The following is an 18,955-nucleotide window of genomic DNA, read 5'->3' on the forward strand; positions in this document are numbered from 1 at the left end:
AGTTTTTTGGTTCTTTTTTTCAAAAAAGAACGCCTTACTTTTTCATCTACGCATCGATCTGCATAGCCCCCGACTGCCGGCGCCAGAGATTCGCATAAATCCCGCCGCGCGCAAGCAATTCCTCGTGTTTGCCTTGTTCGACGATGCGGCCGGCGTCGAGGATGATCAGGCGGTCCATGCGTGCGATGGTCGAGAGGCGGTGGGCGATGGCGATGACGGTGCGGCCTTCCATCAAGCCGGCGAGTTGTTCCTGGATGGCGGCTTCGACTTCGGAATCCAGCGCCGAGGTCGCTTCGTCGAGCACCAGGATGGGTGCGTCCTTGAGGATGACGCGGGCGATGGCGATGCGCTGGCGCTGGCCGCCGGACAGTTTGACGCCGCGTTCACCGACATGGGCATCGAAGCCGCGCCGACCGTCCCAGTCTTCGAGTTCCTCGATGAATTCGAGGGCGTGGGCTTCGCGGGCGGCGTCGAGCACGTCCTGCATGGTGGCTTCGGGGCGGCCGTAGCGGATGTTTTCGGCGATCGAGCGGTGCAGCAGCGAGGTATCCTGCGTCACCATGCCGATGGCGCCGCGGAGGGATTCCTGGGTGAGGGATTTGATATCCTGGCCATCGATGGTGATGCGGCCGGTGGCGGGGTCGTGGAAGCGGAGCAGCAGGTTGACCAGGGTGGATTTGCCGGCGCCGGAGCGGCCGATCAGGCCGACGCGTTCGCCGGGCTGGATATCGAGCGAGAGATCGTGCAGCACGCCGCCGCGCGCGCCTTTTTCACGGATGCGGCCGTAGTCGAAGGTGACGTGCTCGAATTTGATCAGGCCCCGGTGGAATTTGAAGGGGATGGCATCGGGTGCGTCGCCCATCTGGCGGGGTTGGGCGATCGAGCGCATGCCGTCCTGCACGACGCCGAGGTTTTCGAAGATGGCCGAGATGCTCATTGAAATCCAGCCCGAGAAATTCGCCATGTTCCAGGCCATCGGCAGGGCGGTGGCGACGGCGGCGAGGCCGATTTTGCCGTGGACCCAGAGCGCGATGGCGACGGTGCCGGTGCCGGCGACCATCAGCGCGTTCAGCACGGTGAGCGAGAAGATCCAGCCGGTGACCATGCGGGTCTGGCGGCGGAAGATCCGGGTATGGTTATCGACGGTTTCCTGCACGAAGGAATCTTCATCCGACGAGCGGGCGAAGAGTTTGACGGTCAGGATGTTGGTGTAGCTGTCGACGATGCGCCCGGTCAGGGCCGAGCGTGCCTCGGACACGCCGCGCGAGCGTTCGCGCAGGCGCGGCACGGTGAAGACCATCAGGCCGGCATAGGCGATCAGCCAGGTCAGGATGGGCAGGCCGAGCCGCCAGTCGGCGTGGCTGAGCAGCAGGATGGCGGCGGTGCCGTAGACGATGAAGTACCAGACGGCGTTGGTGGTCATCACCATCGATTCCCGCAGGGCGGGGCCGGTCTGCATGACGCGGTTGGCGATGCGGCCGGCGAAATCGTTCTGAAAGAAACTCCAGCTTTGGCGCACCAGATGGAAGTGGTTCTGCCAGCGGATCAGGTTGGTCAGGCCGGGGTTGATCGCCTGGTTGGTGAACAGATCCTGCATCAGCCGCGCGGTCGGGCGGAGGATCAGCACGACGAAGCCCATCAGCGCGAGGATGCGCCAGTGGAGCGCGAGCAGGTTCTGCGGCGCCGTGTGGGACAGCATGCTGGTGATCTGGCCGATGAACAGCGGCAGGGTGAGGTCGAGCCCGGCGACCATGATGCCCGAGACGAACAGCCCGGCAATCAGCCAGGGTGCCTGGCGAAGAAAATGGACATAGAACCGGCCGAGCGCGCGGGGTTCGCCCTGGACCGGCAAGGGGCGGTGGGGTGGGCGCGCGGTCGGGTTGAGCAGGTGTTCGAAAAATGAAAACATCGGGGTTGATCGCCGCCGCGGCCGGGTAGCGTCAAGCAAAAAATGGCGGTGGGAGCGGCAATTATTTTCTGTCTTTCAGCGGCTTGCGGATGGTTGTTTGGGAGCTTTGCGGCTTCAGGACGGTCATAAAATACTGCCGTGGGGGGCGCTGTCGCAATTTCGTGATCGGGTCACGGGAGTTTGGCTTGAACTGGCGGAGGCGGATGCCAACGCTAAGCAGAGCCGATCGCGGCCGGTTTTCGTCACATTCATTCATATTGAATGTATGTAAATCATATCTTGCCGAGGTCTCCGGCGCACCGTAAGAGATTTCCCAACAGGAGGATCAACATGGCCAGCAGCAGCGACCACGCCAGCAACGAGCTTGCGCTCGCCCGTCAGAAAGAGGTGCTCGCGCGCCCGATGACCGAGACGCGGATGTTGGCCAATGCCGTGCGCGCCCTGTCGATCGATGGGGTGGAGGCTGCCAAGAACGGCCATCCCGGCATGCCGCTCGGCATGGCCGATGTGGCGACGGTGCTGTGGACCAAATTCATGAAATACGACGCGGCCGACCCGCATTGGGCTGATCGCGACCGGTTCATTCTCTCGGCGGGCCATGGCTCGATGCTGCTGTACAGCCTGCTGCATCTGACCGGCTATGAGAATATGTCGATCAACGATCTGAAGGCGTTCCGTACGCTGGGGTCGACCACCGCGGGGCATCCGGAGCGCCATGAGCATCCGGCGATCGAGATGACGACCGGGCCGCTCGGGCAGGGGATTTCAACCGCGACGGGTTTTGCGCTGGCGGAGAAGATGCTGGCGGCGCGGTTCGGCAAATCGCTGGTGGATCACCGGACCTGGGTGATCGCCTCGGACGGCGACATGATGGAGGGTGTTTCGCACGAGGCCTGCGCGATCGCGGGGCATCTGGCGCTCAATAAGCTGACCGTGCTGTATGACGATAATTCGATCTCGATCGACGGCGGCACCGAGATTGCGATGACCGATGACGTGGTCAAGCGCTTCATCGGGTACGGCTGGGCGGCGCGGCGGATCGACGGGCATGACCCGGCCGCGATCGAGGATGCGATCAAATGGGCGATGCGCAGCCGCAAGCCGACGCTGATCGCGTGCAAGACCATCATCGGGTTCGGCGCGCCGCATAAGGCGGGAACGTCGGGCACGCATGGCTCGCCGCTCGGCACCGACGAGGCGGCCGGGGCGAAGGCGCTGCTGGGCTGGACCGCGCCGCCGTTTACCGTGCCTGAGGATATTCTGACGCCGTGGCGCGCGGCGGGCGCCAAGGGTGCGGCGCCGCGGCGCGCGTGGCTGAAGCGGATGGCGAGCAGCAACCGGCGCGCCGAGTTCGATGCCGCGATGGCGAGCGAATTGCCGGCGGCCTATGCGGACGCGATGGATGGGCTGCGCGCCAAGATCGCGGAGACCAAGCCGAATATCGCGACACGCCAGGCGAGCCAGATGGCGCTCGAGGCGATCGTGCCGGTGGTGCCCGAAATGGTCGGCGGTTCGGCCGATCTGACGCCGTCGAACAACACCTTCGTCAAGTCGATGGGGACCTGCGTGCCGGGCGATTATGCCGGGCGCTATGTCCATTACGGCGTGCGCGAGCATGGCATGGCGACGACGCTGAACGGCTTGGCGCTGCATGGCGGTATTATTCCCTACGGCGGCACGTTTTTCGTGTTCAGCGATTACTGCCGCCCGGCGATCCGGCTGGCGGCGATTTCGAAGGCGCGTTCGATTTTCGTGCTGACGCACGACAGTATCGGCCTTGGCGCCGATGGGCCGACGCATCAGCCGATCGAGCATCTGGCGTCGTTCCGCGCGATGCCGAACGTGCTGGTGCTGCGCCCGGGCGATGCGATGGAGACCGCCGAGTGCTGGGACATCGCGATGCACCACAAGGACGGGCCGGTGCTGCTGGTGTTGAGCCGCCAGGCGATGCCGGCGCTGCCGCGCGACCATGGTGCGGAGAATCTGTCGGCGCGGGGTGGCTATATTGTGAAGGGTGCCACCGGGGCGCGGCGCGCGACGCTGATCGCCACCGGATCGGAAGTGTCGATCGCGATCAAGGCGCAGGCGATGCTGGCGGCCGAGGGGATCGGGGTGGCGGTTGCCTCGGTGCCGAGTTTCGAATTGCTGGCGCGCCAGGATCATGGCTACCGGATGGAAGTGCTGGGCGAGGCGCCGCGCATCGGCATCGAGGCGGCGAGCGGCTTCGGCTGGGAGCGGCTGCTGGGGGATAGCGGCACGTTCATCGGTATGCACGGGTTCGGCGCGAGCGCGCCGGAGGCGGATTTGTACAAGCATTTCGGCATCACGCCGGAGGCGACGGTTGCCGCCGTCAAGGCGAAACTATAACGGGATTTCTGGGTTTTTAACGGAGGCTTAACGAATGGCTGTCAAAGTCGCGATCAATGGTTTTGGTCGCATCGGTCGGTTGCTGCTGCGCGCGATGATCGAAAGCGGGCGGACCGATATCGAATGCGTGCTGATCAACGATCTGGGCAGCGTCGAGGATAATGCGCATCTGTTGCGCTATGATTCGGTGCATGGGCGGTTTCCCGGTCATGTCGAGGTCAAGGGCGACAGCCTGGTCATTTCCCACGCCGGGCGGATTTATGCGCCGATCAGGGTTTCGGCCGAGCGCGATCCGGCGAAGGTGCCGTTGCAGGGCGTCGATGTGGCGATGGAGTGCACCGGGCTGTTCACCAAGCGCGATGCGGCGGCCAAGCTGATCGAGGCGGGGGCGCGCAAGGTGTTGGTCTCCGCACCGGCGGATGGGGTGGATGCGACGATCGTCTACGGCGTCAATCACCAGACGCTGACCAAGGACATGACGATCATTTCCAACGCGTCCTGCACCACCAACTGCCTCGCACCGATGGCGATGGTGCTGCACGAGGCGTTCGGCATCGAGCGCGGTTATATGGTGACGATCCACTCCTATACCGGCGATCAGAAGACGGTGGATACGCTGCACAAGGACCGCCACCGGGCGCGGGCGGCCGCGCTGTCGATGATCCCGACCTCGACCGGTGCGGCCAAGGCGGTCGGGCTGGTGCTGCCGGAGTTGGCGGGCAGACTGGACGGCACCGCCATCCGCGTGCCGACGCCGAACGTGTCGCTGGTCTCGCTCGATGTGAATTTGAAGAAACACGCGAGCAAGGACGAGATCAACGCGGCGATGAAGGCGGCGAGCGAGGGCAAGCTCAAGGGTATTCTGGATTATTCGACCGAGGCGCTGGTGAGTTCGGATTTCAACCATGTCGCGTTCTCGTGCAGCTTCGATGCGCCGCAGACCGCCGTGGTCGATCATGCGCTGGCGCGCGTGATGGGCTGGTACGACAATGAATGGGGGTTCTCGAACCGGATGAGCGATACCGCGGCGCTGTTCGGGTCGCTGTAATGGCGTACCGGACGCTCGACGGGGTGGCGGTTGCGGGCAAGCGCGTGCTGCTGCGCGCGGATCTGAACGTGCCGTTGCGCGATGGCAGAATTACCGATCTGACCAGGTTGGAACGCCTCTCGCCCACCATCGTCGAGTTGTCCGGCAAGGGTGCCAAGGTCATCGTGCTGTCGCATTTCGATCGGCCGCAGGGCAAGCGGGTGGAGAGCATGTCGCTCCGTCCGGTTGCCGCGGCCCTTGGCGAGGTGCTCGGCCGCGCGATCGGCTTCGTGGATGATTGCGTCGGCGAGCCGGTGGCGCGCGCGGTCGCCGCGATGCGCAACGGCGATGTGCTGGTGCTGGAAAACACCCGTTTCTACGCCGGCGAGGAGGCGAATGATGTCGCGCTCGCCACGCTGATCGCGACGCATGGCGAAATGTTCGTCAATGACGCGTTTTCCGCCGCACACCGCGCCCATGCGACGACCGAGGGGATCGCGCGGCTGCTGCCCGCCTATGCCGGCCGGCTGATGCAGGCGGAGCTCGATGCGCTGAACGCGGCGCTGGGCACGCCGGCGCGGCCGGTGGGGGCGATCGTCGGCGGGTCGAAAGTGTCCACCAAGCTCGATCTGCTGACCAATCTGATCACCAAGGTCGATCTGCTGGTGATCGGCGGGGCGATGGCGAACACGTTCCTGGCCGCGCAAGGGGCAGAGCTTGGCAAATCCTTGCAGGAACCCGCGCTGCACCAGACGGCGCGCGACATCATGGCGGCGGCGGCGGCGCATGATTGCCAGATCCTGCTGCCGGTCGATTTCGTGGTGAGCGAAACCTTCGCGGCCAATCCGGCGACCCAGGTGGTCCCGGCCCAGGCGGTGCCGGCGAATGCCATGGCGCTCGATGTCGGGCCAGCGACCACGGATGCGATCATCCAGGCGATCAAGCGCCTGAAAACGCTGATCTGGAACGGCCCGCTGGGCGCGTTCGAAACGCCGCCGTTCGAGGCCGCGACCATGCGCCTCGCGGCCGCGGTGGCGGCGGCGACCGATTCCGGCATGATTTCGGTGGGCGGCGGCGGCGATACCGTGGCCGCGCTGAAACAGGCCGGGATCATCGAGCGGATGACCTATGTGTCGAGCGCCGGCGGGGCCTTTCTGGAATGGATGGAAGGCAAGGCGCTGCCGGGGGTTGCGGTCCTCACGGCCTGAGGCGTTCGCCGCCGCCTCAGCCGAGGCCGCCGGTTCGGACGATGAAATCGGCGATCTCGGCGACGCCCCGGCCCGCGCGGATATTGGCGAACACGAAGGGGCGTTCGCCGCGCATGCGTTTGGCATCGCGGTCCATCACGCCGAGATCGGCGCCGACCATGGGAGCAAGGTCGATCTTGTTGATCACCAGCAGATCGCTGCGGGTGATGCCGGGGCCGCCCTTGCGGGGGATTTTGTCGCCGGCCGAGACATCGATGACATAGAGCGTGATATCGGCGAGTTCGGGGCTGAAGGTGGCGGCTAGGTTGTCGCCGCCGGATTCGATCAGGATGAGATCAAGGCCCGGAAAGCGGTGCTGCAGATCGGCAACGCCGGCGAGGTTGGCGCTGGCATCCTCGCGGATGGCGGTATGCGGACAGCCGCCGGTTTCGATGCCGAGGATGCGTTCGGGCACCAGCGAGCCGGCGCGGGTGAGGAACTCGGCGTCTTCCTTGGTGTAGATGTCGTTGGTGATCGCCGCGATGTCGAACCGGTCGCGAAAGGCGCGGCACAGCGCGTCCATCAGTGCGGTCTTGCCGGAGCCGACCGGGCCGCCGACGCCTACCCGCAGCGCGGTCTTGGTTTTGTGGTGCAGGGCGGTTTCACTCATGAGCGGAATAACCTCGTGTATTGGGTTTCATGGCGCATCGAGCCAATGTCGGCGGCGATGCAGCAGGCGGCGATATCGTCCAGCTCGGCACCGCGGGTCTGCTCGGCGATGGCGCGGATGATCGGTTCGAGTGCGGCCTGCACGGCAAGGCCGGCGCTCTGGCCGAGCGGGATCAGCCGCACGCCGGCCAAGACCAGAGTGGCGCACCAGGCGTGCAGATAGGCGATGGTGGTCGCCTCCTGATCGGTACCGGTGGCGCCCGCGAGGGCGCCGACCGCAACGGGGTAGGCGATCGGGCCGATGGCTGCCAGAACGGCGGCGAGGTCGGGGGGCAGCCAGGGTTTCGCGGCGGCGACGAAGGCGGTGCCCTGGTTGAGCGTTTCGGCGGCGAGTTCGCGGGTGGGCGCGCAGGCAGCGGCGAAGGCGGCGATGCGCGGCAGATCATCGGCGCGATAGGCGTGGCGGAGCAGGATGGCATCGGTGCGGCCGGCACCGTAGCGTAGCAGAGCGCCGATCCACTCGCGCAGCATCGCGCCGTCGGTGACATCCCTGGCTTCCACCGCGTATTCCAGCCCGTGCGAATAGGCGAAGCCGCCGGTCGGGAAGGCGGGTGAGAGCCAGGTGAGCAGATGCAGCAGATCGTCAGCCATGATCGTGCGCATAGGCGCCGGATTCCGGGTCGAACGCGGCCTCGCTGTGCGTGATGGTGCCGCCGAGGCCGGTGACCATGGCTTCGATCACGTGATCGGACCGGATCAGCAGGGCGGTGCCACGGAACGCGACATCGAGATGGCGGTTGCCGAGATGCCAGGCGAGACGGACCAGCAGATCAGGATCGCCGGTGATTTCGGCGAGCGGTTCGGTCGCCGCAATGACGCGGACGATGCCGTCGTCGCCGCAATCGAGCCCGTCGCCGTCGCGGAGATGCGTAGTCTCGGCAAGGTCGAGCAGGAGATCGGCCCCGCCATCGGTGCGCAGGCGGATGCGCCGGCGGTGACGATGGTGATAGTCGAGCGTGATGGTGTCGGCTGGCTGCCAGTCGCCCTGTGGTCGAACCGCGGTGGCGCGCATCAGAACAGGAAGTAGCGCTGGGTCATCGGCAGGGTGGCGGCCGGTTCGCAGGTGAGGATTTCGCCATCGGCGCGGACTTCGTAGGTTTCGGGGTCGACCTCGATATGCGGGGTGGCATTGTTATGAATCATGTCGCGCTTGCCAATGCCGCCGCGCGTGTTGACGACGGGGCGGATCATCCGCGCGAGGTTCAGGCGCTGGGCGATGCCATCGTCGATCGCGGCTTGCGAAACAAAGGTGATGCATGTGGCGCCGATCGCGCGGCCGAACGCACCGAACATCGGGCGCGCGTGGACCGGTTGCGGGGTCGGGATCGAGGCGTTGGGGTCGCCCATCATCGCAAAAGCGATGCTGCCGCCCTTGACGATCAGATCGGGTTTTACCCCGAAAAACGCCGGGGTCCAGACCACCAGATCGGCCAGTTTGCCCACCTCCACCGAGCCGATCTCGCGCGACAACCCGTGCGCGATGGCCGGATTGATGGTGTATTTCGCGACATAGCGCTTGATCCGCGCGTTATCGGCCGCGCCATCGCCCGCGAGCGCCCCGCGCTGGGTCTTCATCTTGTGCGCGGTCTGCCAGGTGCGGGTGATCACCTCGCCGATCCTGCCCATCGCCTGACTGTCCGACGACATCATCGAAAGCGCGCCGAGATCGTGCAGAATATCCTCGGCGGCGATGGTCTCCTTGCGGATGCGGCTTTCAGCAAAGGCGAGATCCTCGGGGATCGACGGATCGAGGTGATGACACACCATCAGCATGTCGAGATGCTCGTCGATCGTGTTGATCGTGTAGGGGCGGGTCGGGTTGGTCGAACTCGGCAACACGTTAGGCAGGCCGGCGACCTTGATGATATCCGGCGCATGGCCGCCGCCGGCACCCTCGGTATGGAAGGCGTGGATGGTGCGGCCCTTGAAGGCCGCAATGGTGTCCTCGACGAAGCCGCTTTCGTTCAGCGTGTCCGAATGGATCATCACCTGCACGTCGAACGCATCGGCCACCGAAAGGCAGGTGTCGATCGCGGCGGGGGTGGTGCCCCAGTCTTCGTGCAGTTTCAGCGCGCAGGCACCGGCGCGGATCATTTCCTCCAATGCCGCCGGGCGCGAGGCGTTGCCCTTGCCGGCGAAGCCGAGATTGACCGGCAGACCCTCGGCGGCTTCCAGCATCCGGGCGAGGTGGAACGGGCCCGGTGTGCAGGTGGTGGCGGCGGTGCCGGTGGCGGGTCCGGTGCCGCCGCCGAGCATGGTGGTGATGCCCGACGCAATCGCCTCCTCCACCTGCTGCGGACAGATGAAATGGATATGCGCATCGATGCCGCCGGCGGTGATGATTTTCCCTTCACCGGCGATGATTTCGGTCCCCGGCCCGATAATAATGGTGACCCGCGGCTGGATGTCCGGGTTGCCGGCCTTGCCGATGCCGCTGATGCGGCCCTGGGTGATGCCGATATCGGCCTTCACGATGCCCCAATGGTCGATGATCAGCGCATTGGTGATCACGGTATCCGCCGCACCCTCGGCCTGGCTGCGCTGGGACTGGCCCATGCCGTCGCGGATCACCTTGCCCCCGCCGAATTTCACCTCCTCGCCGTAGATGGTGAAATCGCGTTCGACCTCGGCGAACAATTCGGTATCGGCGAGGCGGATGCGGTCGCCGGTGGTCGGGCCGAACATGTCGGCATAGGCGGTGCGGGAAAGCCGGGCCATTACAGCGCCCCCACGGTCAGGCCGCGCAACCCGTAGACGATGCGATCGCCGCGCAACGGCACGAGGATGACATCGCGCGTCTGGCCGGGTTCGAAGCGGATGGCGGTGCCGGCCGGGATGTCGAGCCGATGGCCGTGCGCTTTGGAGCGATCGAACCGCAGGGCGGCGTTGGTTTCGGCGAAATGGTAGTGGCTGCCGACCTGGATCGGCCGGTCGCCGGTGTTGGCGATGGTCAAGGTGAGGGTTTCGAGGCCGGCGTTCAACTCGATATCACCCTCGGCACACATGATTTCACCCGGAATCATCGCACTATTCCCTTCATCGGATCGGATCGTGCACGGTGACCAGCTTGGTGCCGTCCGGAAACGTCGCTTCGACCTGAACATCGGGGATCATCTCGGCGATGCCCCCCATCACCTGTTCGCGGGTGAGGACATGGGCACCCTGTTCCATCAGTGCGGCGACGCTCATTCCGTCGCGCGCGCCTTCGACCACGAAATCGGTGATCAGGGCGATGGCTTCGGGGTAGTTGAGCTTGACGCCGCGTTCGAGGCGGCGGCGCGCGACGATGGCGGCCATGGCGATGAGGAGTTTGTCTTTTTCGCGGGGGGAAAGGTTCATGATGCCGGCTCATGGCGTGCAAGTTGAAACAGCAGATGGGTGCGTACGGTCGGCCATTCCGGCGCGGTGATGCTGTACACACACGTATCGCGCAGATTGCCGTCCTTGTCGCGCTGATGATGGCGCAGGACGCCATCGAGCTTGGCACCCAGCCGTTCGATCGCGCGGCGGCTCTGGTGGTTGAAGAAATGGGTGCGGAACTCGACCGCGATGCAGTGCAGCGTCTCGAACGCGTGGCCGAGCAGGAGGCGTTTGGCTTCGGTGTTCAGCGGGGTTTTCTGCACGCGTCTGGCATACCAGGTCGAGCCGATCTCGACCCGCCGGTGCACCGCATCGATGTTCATATAGGTGGTCATGCCGACGATTTTGCCCGATGCGTCGAACACCGCGAAAGGCAGCATCGAGCCGGCCTCCTGCAAGGCGAGGCGGCGGTGGATTTCGGTTGCCATGGAATCGGGTGCCGGGATTGCGGTGTACCACAGGCGCCACAGGCTGCCGTCCTGCGCCGCTGCGATCAGCCCCTCAGTATGGGCGATGCTCAGCGGTTCCAGCCGGACGTGCTCGCCGGTGAGCGTGACCGCGCGGAACGCGCCTGCGGGTGGCGGTGCATTCAGATCCATCAACATCCCCATACCCGTGGCATCGGCCGGTCCTGACGCAGGACCGACAAGACGCGCAGCGAGGCTACCCGCAGCGCCGCGCCAGTGTGTGCCAGAAGCCGCACCAGAAGCAAGCCGTTCCAGGCGCTGGCCCCGGCTGTGATGGCAACATCATTGACGCCCACCGCTTCGCGCACCGCATCGAGATGGGCGGCGGCATCGGGCGCCGCGAGCAGGATGGTGGCGATGGCGCTCGCGCCGCCGAACATCGCGCGATGCGTCTGTGCTGTGGCGAAATCGCGCGGTGGTTTTAGTGAATCGCGGAATACCAGTTCGTTGTCGCGGTGGAGTTCCACCGTGTCGGTCAAGTCGAGCGCCGCGATGGTTTCGCCCATCGCGGCGCGGCCGAAAATCAGGGATTCGATGCCGAGGTAGCGCGCCGAGCCGGCCAGATCGATCCGCAGGCTTCGGTTGAGGGCGGCGTTGTCGAACAGGATGGTTTCCTGCGGCAGATATTCGAGTGTTGCGGCAGCACCTATGGCGATGCGCGTGGTGATGCGCGATGGCAGGTCGCCGATGCCGGCACGGTAGATGCGCTCGGCACCCTGGCTGCTGAGCGTGAGCGCGGTGCCCGGGGCGGCGGTGATATCGATCTGGTTGAGATCGCCGCCCGCGATGCCGCCGCCGGTGTTGAGCAGGATGGCGGTGGTTGCGGTGTCGGGTTCGGAACGAACCACCCTCAGGCGCAGGGGGCCCGATTGGTGCAAGCGGTCCAGTACCGTCGTTTGATCGCGCAGGCGAACGCTCAATCTGATGTGACCGACTGCGCGCTGGGCGCACGACTGGCGAACGAAAAACCTATCGGGCACGGAACCGACAATGAGGGAACGATCGGCACTGCCATTGGAGCGCTTCAATTGGTGCGTTTCATTGGGGGGTCTGGAGGATTAAATCGATCTGATCGAGCTGCGTTCCCGGAAGACCGTAGGCGAGAATCACCTGCGCGTCTGGCGATTTTGTCGCGCCGCCGAACGGCACTGCCCAATAGACCTGGGTGCCACCGTGGGGCCCTGCGATGATTTTTCTCGGACGGCCCAGTCGAGGGTTCGCCGAGAGTGCTTGCTGCAGACCCGGTCCGGATGCGCCCAGCACAGAGACGCCACAGACTGTGATGTTCGATGCGCCGTTCCGCGACGGACCGCTGATGACGCTCAGAAGCAAAGGTGCGGCTTTTGGCATGATCGGAACAAGCCATTCTTTCTGATGCGCCCCAGCGCCGATCATGCGGTTTTGAAACACCTGATAGCCGGCGCTCGATGCAGCCTGATCGACCGATGCAAAGGTCGGCGGCGCTTGCAGGCAGGATTTCCCGAACAAGGCACCGGCGAAACGGGAGCGGCCGGACGATGGCGCGGCGCTGGCGGTCGGCAGGATCACCGCAGCGCCTGTCAGTACGATTGCGCTCAGAACTGCCCGTCGTGCCGAAGCCCGCATATCATGATTTCCCTTGGCGAAGTAACGCGGTCTCATATCATGGTTGATGGCCCGGCCAAACCGGGCGGATTGATCGCGCTCAGTGGCCGATCATCCAGGGTCGCTTGCCGGGGAAGGATTTCTTGACATTGGCATTGGGCACGACCGGCTTGCAGCAGCCGCAACTGGCCGGGTGCTTGCCGGTGCGGCGCGAGGTTTCCGGCGCGTTGGCGCTGCGCTCGTTGGTGGCGAAGGCGCGGCGCTGGGCCGAGCCCATGATCGCGAGCATCGGCACCGAGAGCAGGGCGCGCGGCGCGGCATCGCCGCAATCGGGGCAGGGCTGCGGCTGATCGAATTGGGCGATCGGGGCGATGGTTTCGAAACCGCCGCAGGTGGGGCATTCGTATTCGTAGACCGGCATTTCGGCTCCGTGGGCTAGGGACAGGGAAGATAAGCAAGCACTTCTTTTTTGTAAAAAAGAAGCAAAAAACTTTTTTTAATCTGGGGCACGGGCGTTTTCAAAGGCATGGGCCCAAACAAATAGAAGTTTTTTTGCTTCTTTTTTTTCAAAAAAAGAAGTGCTGTCCTCGCCTTACCTAAACGTCAGAGATCAGGCGCAAGCAGCACATCCGACCCTGCCATATCCCGCGGCACCGGTCCATCCGCGCTCGGATTGATATCGAAATCGAAAATCTCGGTCGGCAGATAGAGTGTCGCGCAGGCGTTCGGGATATCGACGACGCCGGAGATATGGCCGTGGACGGGTGCGGTGCCGAGGATGGCGTACGCCTGGGCGCCGGAGTAGCCGAATTTTTTCAAATAATTGATCGCGTTCAGGCAGGCCTGCTGGTAGGCGACGAAGACGTCGAGATAGTGCTGGCCGCCTTGGTCATCGACCGAGATGCCTTCGAAGATCAGGAAGTCGTTATAGTCGGGCTTGATCGGGCTGGGTTTGAAGATCGGGTTCTTGATGCCGTATTTGGCGACGCCGCCCTTGATCAGCGAGTGGATGCCGAGGTGGATCCAGCCGGGCATTTCGATCGCACCACAGAAGGTGATTTCGCCATCGCCCTGGCTGAAATGCAGATCACCGACAGACAGGCCGGCGCCTTTGACATAGACCGGGAAATAAACCCGCGCGCCGCGCGAGAGGTCCTTGATGTCGCAATTGCCGCCGTGTTCGCGCGGCGGCACCGTGCGGGCACCGGTTGCTGCGGCGGCGTCGCGCGCTTCGCCCTTCAGGCGGCCCATATGCGCGGTGCCGGGGAATGGGGCGTTGGCCAGCGGCGGGATGCGGGTGGGGTTGGTGGCAATGAAATCGACCTCGCGCTTGTTCCAGGTCGCGAGCAGGGAGGGGTCGGGCAGGCAGCCGATCAGGCCGGGGTGGACCAGGCCCGCGAACCGCACGCCGGGGATATGGCGCGAGGAGGTGAACATTCCCTTGATGTCCCAGATCGATTTCTGCGCCTGGGGGAAATAATCGGTCAGAAACCCGCCGCCGTTGTTTTTCGAGAAGAAGCCGTTGAAGCCCCATTCATTGCCGGGCAGGGTGCCGATATCGAGAATATCGACCACCAGGAGGTCGCCGGGTTCGGCCCCTTCCACCGCGATCGGGCCGGACAGGAAATGGACGGTGGTGAGGTCGATATCGCGGACATCGGCGGCGGATTCGTCGTTCTTGATGAAGCCGCCGGTCCAGTCATAGGTTTGCAGGATGAAATCATCGCCGGGTTTCACGGTCGCCACCATCGGCACATCCGGGTGCCAGCGGTTGTGGATCATGTCGTTTTCGTAGGGGGATTGGCTGAGATCGACCTTGATCAACGTTTCCGTCATGGCATTCTCCTGAAAAACCGGTCAATGATACATCCAATCGTCCGGCTTAATCGGGTCGGGCTGAATACGGGGTTCGGCGTATAGGCATGCGCGACATCGCGGGCGAAGACCCGCTTGGCCTCAGGGAAAGAGACGTCGCGTTATGGAAAGGGACACTCGTTTGGCTTTGCGCCAACGTATTACCGCGCCGCGTCGTTCGTATAATCAATGGGTTGCGAACGAAACGATGGAGGATTACGCGCTGCGCTTCACCGCGCTGAGTGCGCGGCGATTCTCGGCCGGGCGCGTGGCCGATACCGCGTTCGGCGCCACCGCGTTTCTGGCGCTCGAAGCGATCGGCGGCGCGATCACGCTGCGCTACGGCTTCGCCAATGCGATGCCGGCGATCCTGATTGCCGGGCTGATCATCGCGCTGACCGCCGGGCCGATTGCGCTGGTCGCGGCGCGGGCCGGCGTCGATATCGATCTGCTGACGCGCGGCGCCGGGTTCGGCTACCTCGGCTCGACGGTCACCTCGTTGATCTATGCCTCGTTCACCTTCATTTTTTTCGCGATCGAAGCCTCCATCCTGTCGGGAATGCTGGCCTATTGCCTCGGGATTCCGGAATGGCTCGGCTATATCATTTCAGCCGGCATGGTGCTGCCGATGGTCGCGTTCGGCATCACCTTCATCAGCCGGTTTCAGTGGCGCACGCGCGGTCTTTGGCTGGTCCTGAATTTTTCGCCGCTGATCGCCATCATGCTGCTGGCCGCGCGCGGGCGGGTCGATCTCGGGCCGTGGGTGCATTTTGGCGCGGGGTTCCGCTGGCTCGATTTCGGGGCGGCGCTGTCGGTGATCGTGTCGTTGATCGTGCAGATCGGCGAGCAGGTCGATTACCTGCGGTTTCTGCCGCCGCCGGCGCAGGGCGAGCGGGCAGCGTGGTGGCGCGCGGTGATCATCGCCGGGCCGGGTTGGGTGGTGCCGGGCATCGTGAAGCTCGCGGCCGGATCGCTGCTGGCGGTGCTGGCGGTACGCGCGGGAGCGGCGATCAGCGAAGCGGGGCAGCCGGTGATGATGTACCGCGCCGCCTGGGGCCTCGTTCTGCCGCACGGATTGGCGTTCCTGGTGATTCCGCTGACCGTGGCGCTGGTGCTGGTCGCGCAGTTGAAAATCAACGTCACCAACGCCTATGCCGGGTCGATCGCATGGTCCAATTTCTTCTCGCGCCTGACCCATCGGCATCCCGGGCGAATCGTGTGGGTGTTCTTCAACGTGGCGATCGCCCTGATGTTGATGGAGTTGGGGATTTATCGGGCGATCGAGCATATTCTGGCGTTCTATGCCGTGCTCGCCTGCGCCTGGGTGGGGGCGATTTTCGGTGATCTGGCGATCGCCAAGCCGCTCGGGCTGGCGCCCGCGCGCATCGAGTTCAAGCGGGCGCATCTGTTCGACATCAATCCGGTTGGGCTTGGCGCGATGGGGCTGGCCGTGCTGCTCGGCAGCGCGGCGATGGGCGGGTTGCTCGGGCCGGTGGCGCGCGCGTTTGCCCCGATCGTGGCGCTGGTGATCGCAATCGGCGCGGCCCCGGCGATCGCGGCATTGACCCGTGGGCGGTTCTACCTCGCGCGTAAGCCGCGCAAATCGTGGCAGGGCACGGCGTCGCGCGTGTGCGTGGTCTGCGCCAATGCGTTCGAGGGCCAGGACATGGCGCATTGCCCGGTCTATGCAGCACCCATCTGCTCGCTGTGCTGCACGCTCGAGGCGCGCTGCCATGATGCGTGCAAGCCGCAGGGGCGGTATGGGATGCAGCTATCCGCCGTTTTCAAAGCCGCACTGCCGGCCTCGATCTATCGCCGCCTGTCGCCGGCGACGCTGCGGTTTGCCTTCGTGTTCGCGGTCGCGGTGCTGCTGCTCGGCGGCCTGCTCGCGGCGCTGTACGGCATCGCGGGTCCGGCCGATCCTGCCTCGTCCGCGCTGCTCGCGCGGGCGCTGTGGCGGGCGTTTCTGCTGCTCGCGATCGTGGCCGGCGTGGTCGCGTGGCTCGGCGTGCTGGCGCGGGAATCCCGCCGTGCCGCAGAGGGCGAGACCGCGCAGCAGACCCGCCTGCTGCTCGCCGAGATTGCCGCGCACAAGCGCACCGATGCCCAATTGGCGCGCGCGCGCGAGGCGGCGGAATCGGCCAATCTGGCCAAGAGCCGTTTCGTGGTCGGCATCAGCCATGAATTGCGCTCGCCGCTCAATGCGATTCTGGGGTATGCGCAATTGCTCGAGGTTGACCCGACGATTCCGGAAAAACGCCGCCATGCGCTGCGGGTGATCCGGCGCTCCGGCGAGCATCTGTCCGGGCTGATCGAAGGGCTGATGGATATCGCGAAAATCGAGGCCGGGCGGATCGAGATCGAGCGGCGCGACATCCGGCTCTATGATTTCCTCAGCCAGATCGCCGACATGTTCCGCCACCAGGCCGAGGCGCGCGGGATCGGCTTCGTGTTCGATTGTCCGCAGACCCTGCCTGAAACCGTGACGACCGACCCGACGCGGTTGCGCCAGATTCTGATCAATCTGCTGTCCAACGCGATCAAATTCACCACCACCGGCGAGGTGCGGCTCGCCGTGCGGGTGCCGGGGCAGGTGGCGGAGTTCACCATCAGCGATACCGGGCCGGGCATCGCGCCGGAGCATCGGGCGCGGATTTTCGAGCCGTTCGAACGGATCGCGCCCAAGGCCGGCGCGGCGCCGCCCGGCATCGGGCTCGGGCTGACCATCACCAAGCTGCTCGCGCAGATTTTGGGCGGCGATATCAGCGTGACGTCCGAGCTTGGCCGGGGCAGCATCTTTACCGTGCGGCTGATGCTGTCGCACCGGGCTCGTGGGGTGGCGATTGCGCCGCCGCGCCCGGCGGTGACGGGCTATGCCGGTGCGCGCAAGCGCGTGCTGGTGACCGATGACAACGCGACCCACCGCGCCTTGCTGGAGGATGCGCTGACGCCGCTGGGATTTACGGTGCTCTCCGCACCGGATATCCGCTCCTGCCTCGATCTCGCGCAATCGACATCGCCCGATCTGTTCATTCTCGATCTGACGATGCCGGATGGCGATGGCGTTTCGCTGGCGCATCGGCTGCGCGCGGCCGGGCATCAATCGACGCCGATGATCCTGGTTTCGGCCGATGCGGGTGAGGTTGCGCGATTACGCGCGGGGGACTCGCCGTTCGATGCGCTGTTAGTCAAGCCGGTCGATCTGCGGCAGTTGGTGGCGGACATCGGCAGGCTGCTCGGGCTCGACTGGGAAACCGGGATGACGATGCCGATGGTTGCAACGGATGCTGTGCCAGCCTCGATGCGTCTGGTGCCGTATGCCGGTGAGTTGCGCCGTCTCGCTGAAATCGGGTTCGTGCGGCCATTGCGCGAGCGGATCGATGAATTGACCGCCACCGACCCTGGGGCAGCACCGGTGTTAGGCGAACTGCGCCGCCTGCTCGATGAGTTCCGCCTGCCGGAGTTGATCGCCGCACTCGCCGACCTCGATCGGGACGCCGCATGAATTTCCGCCCCACCATTCTCGTCGTCGATGATGATCCGGCGATGCTCGGCTTGCTGACCGAAACGCTGGAGGCGGCCGGCTATAACGTGCTGGTCGCGTTGCAGGGCGAGATGGCGCTGAGCATCATCGGCCGCATCACCCCCGATGCCGTGCTGCTCGATGCGATGCTGCCGGGGATCGATGGGTTCGAGACCTGCCGCCGCATCAAACAGCTCCCCGCCTGCGCGCTGGTGCCGGTGATTTTCATGACCGGGCTGGCCGAGACCAATCACGTGATCGATGGCTTGCAGGCCGGCGGTGTCGATTACGTGACCAAACCGGTGCGACCGGACGAGGTGGCGGCGCGGCTGAAGGTGCATCTGGCCAATGCCGGGCTCACCCGCAGCGTGCAGGCGGCGATGGATGCGGCGGGGCGGTTTCTGCTCGCGTGCGACCGGCGCGGCAAAATATTATGGAGCACGCGCCAGGCGGCGAAACTCGCGGGGCTTGGCACCGGCGAGCCCTTGCCGGCGGCGATTGCGTCCTGGCTCGCCGAGCGGATCGCGCGCGAGATCACCAGCGAGACGCAGATGCTCGATCTGGCGGACCGCGTGGTCGAGATCGCGCTGCTCGGCCAGATCGGACCCGATGAGTTTTTGTTGCGGATCACGCAGCAGGATGTCGAGGCCGATCTCGCGCGGTTGCGCACCCATGCGGCGCTGACGCCGCGCGAGGCGGAGGTGCTGTTCTGGCTGGCGCGCGGCAAGTCGAACCGCGACATCGGGGCGATTTTGACGGTCAGCCCCCGCACGGTCGATAAGCATCTGGAACAAATATACGTCAAACTCGGGGTCGAAAACCGCGCTTCGGCGGTGGCGATTGCGATGCGCGCACTCGGCTCTACGTAGCTTCGCGTAGGGTAGCGCGCGATAAGCCGCATTCCTTTGCGAGGGCCATACATGGCCAGATGATTTTACTATTTGGTAA

At 64.9% G+C, this 18,955-nt stretch carries 17 protein-coding genes; 5 read left to right on the plus strand and 12 right to left on the minus strand.

What is annotated here, in order from left to right; translation table 11 throughout:
- Positions 1-46: 46 nt before the first annotated feature.
- Entirely contained in the window at positions 47-1,909 is a 1,863-nt protein-coding gene (locus BW994_RS14310) for an ABC transporter ATP-binding protein (RefSeq protein WP_029312850.1), read from the minus strand.
- Between the two features lie 330 nt (positions 1,910-2,239).
- On the opposite strand from BW994_RS14310, the gene tkt reads away from it, so the two are divergent.
- Genes tkt through BW994_RS14325 form a run of 3 tightly spaced genes read left to right on the plus strand, consistent with a single transcriptional unit; the run spans position 2,240 to position 6,511 of the window.
- Positions 2,240-4,276 carry a transketolase gene (gene tkt, locus BW994_RS14315; RefSeq protein ID WP_029312849.1) on the plus strand — a complete coding sequence of 679 codons (2,037 nt, stop codon included), beginning with the start codon at positions 2,240-2,242 and terminating at the stop codon, positions 4,274-4,276.
- A gap of 34 nt (positions 4,277-4,310) precedes the next feature.
- On the plus strand, positions 4,311-5,324 hold the full coding sequence (gene gap, locus BW994_RS14320; RefSeq protein WP_029312848.1) for a type I glyceraldehyde-3-phosphate dehydrogenase: 1,014 nt from the start codon (positions 4,311-4,313) through the stop codon (positions 5,322-5,324).
- Entirely contained in the window at positions 5,324-6,511 is a 1,188-nt protein-coding gene (locus BW994_RS14325) for a phosphoglycerate kinase (protein ID WP_029312847.1), read from the plus strand. The genes gap and BW994_RS14325 overlap by 1 nt, the downstream gene beginning before the upstream one ends.
- A 16-nt stretch (positions 6,512-6,527) precedes the next feature.
- Here the strand turns inward: BW994_RS14325 and ureG are convergent, their stop codons facing one another.
- The 11 genes from ureG to fmdA all read right to left on the minus strand — a co-directional run bounded on the left by ureG (position 6,528) and on the right by fmdA (position 14,466).
- On the minus strand, positions 6,528-7,160 hold the full coding sequence (gene ureG, locus BW994_RS14330; protein WP_051657492.1) for an urease accessory protein UreG: 633 nt from the start codon (positions 7,158-7,160) through the stop codon (positions 6,528-6,530).
- Positions 7,157-7,810 (minus strand): urease accessory protein UreF, encoded by a 654-nt coding sequence (locus BW994_RS14335; RefSeq protein WP_211252800.1) that lies wholly within the window; start codon positions 7,808-7,810, stop codon positions 7,157-7,159. The genes ureG and BW994_RS14335 overlap by 4 nt, the downstream gene beginning before the upstream one ends.
- The gene (locus BW994_RS14340) at positions 7,803-8,231 is read right to left on the minus strand and encodes an urease accessory protein UreE (RefSeq protein WP_051657491.1); all 429 of its coding nucleotides are present in this window, start codon (positions 8,229-8,231) and stop codon (positions 7,803-7,805) included. The genes BW994_RS14335 and BW994_RS14340 overlap by 8 nt, the downstream gene beginning before the upstream one ends.
- Complete coding sequence (gene ureC / locus BW994_RS14345; RefSeq protein WP_029312843.1) at positions 8,231-9,937, minus strand: urease subunit alpha; 1,707 nt, start codon at positions 9,935-9,937, stop codon at positions 8,231-8,233. Before ureC ends, BW994_RS14340 begins: the two co-directional genes overlap by 1 nt.
- Positions 9,937-10,242 (minus strand): urease subunit beta, encoded by a 306-nt coding sequence (locus BW994_RS14350; protein ID WP_029312842.1) that lies wholly within the window; start codon positions 10,240-10,242, stop codon positions 9,937-9,939. Before BW994_RS14350 ends, ureC begins: the two co-directional genes overlap by 1 nt.
- 13 nt (positions 10,243-10,255) lie before the next feature.
- Positions 10,256-10,558 (minus strand): urease subunit gamma, encoded by a 303-nt coding sequence (locus BW994_RS14355; RefSeq protein ID WP_029312841.1) that lies wholly within the window; start codon positions 10,556-10,558, stop codon positions 10,256-10,258.
- Positions 10,555-11,178, minus strand: a complete 624-nt coding sequence (locus tag BW994_RS14360) for a GNAT family N-acetyltransferase (protein ID WP_029312840.1) — start codon at positions 11,176-11,178, stop codon at positions 10,555-10,557. The genes BW994_RS14355 and BW994_RS14360 overlap by 4 nt, the downstream gene beginning before the upstream one ends.
- Positions 11,178-11,894, minus strand: a complete 717-nt coding sequence (locus BW994_RS14365) for an urease accessory protein UreD (RefSeq protein ID WP_162176813.1) — start codon at positions 11,892-11,894, stop codon at positions 11,178-11,180. Before BW994_RS14365 ends, BW994_RS14360 begins: the two co-directional genes overlap by 1 nt.
- Positions 11,895-12,084: 190 nt before the next feature.
- The gene (locus BW994_RS14370) at positions 12,085-12,594 is read right to left on the minus strand and encodes a hypothetical protein (RefSeq protein WP_029312838.1); all 510 of its coding nucleotides are present in this window, start codon (positions 12,592-12,594) and stop codon (positions 12,085-12,087) included.
- Positions 12,595-12,730: 136 nt separating this feature from the next.
- Positions 12,731-13,051: an FmdB family zinc ribbon protein gene (locus BW994_RS14375; protein WP_029312837.1), complete on the minus strand. Its 321-nt coding sequence runs from the start codon at positions 13,049-13,051 to the stop codon at positions 12,731-12,733.
- Between the two features lie 182 nt (positions 13,052-13,233).
- On the minus strand, positions 13,234-14,466 hold the full coding sequence (gene fmdA / locus BW994_RS14380; protein ID WP_029312836.1) for a formamidase: 1,233 nt from the start codon (positions 14,464-14,466) through the stop codon (positions 13,234-13,236).
- A 160-nt stretch (positions 14,467-14,626) separates the two neighbouring features.
- On the opposite strand from fmdA, the gene BW994_RS14385 reads away from it, so the two are divergent.
- Both BW994_RS14385 and BW994_RS14390 read left to right on the plus strand, forming a co-directional pair.
- Positions 14,627-17,989: a hybrid sensor histidine kinase/response regulator gene (locus tag BW994_RS14385; protein WP_029312835.1), complete on the plus strand. Its 3,363-nt coding sequence runs from the start codon at positions 14,627-14,629 to the stop codon at positions 17,987-17,989.
- Positions 17,986-18,876 carry a response regulator gene (locus tag BW994_RS14390; RefSeq protein ID WP_029312834.1) on the plus strand — a complete coding sequence of 297 codons (891 nt, stop codon included), beginning with the start codon at positions 17,986-17,988 and terminating at the stop codon, positions 18,874-18,876. The genes BW994_RS14385 and BW994_RS14390 overlap by 4 nt, the downstream gene beginning before the upstream one ends.
- Positions 18,877-18,955: the final 79 nt, after the last annotated feature.

Source organism: Acidiphilium rubrum (assembly GCF_900156265.1).
Lineage (GTDB): Bacteria > Pseudomonadota > Alphaproteobacteria > Acetobacterales > Acetobacteraceae > Acidiphilium > Acidiphilium rubrum.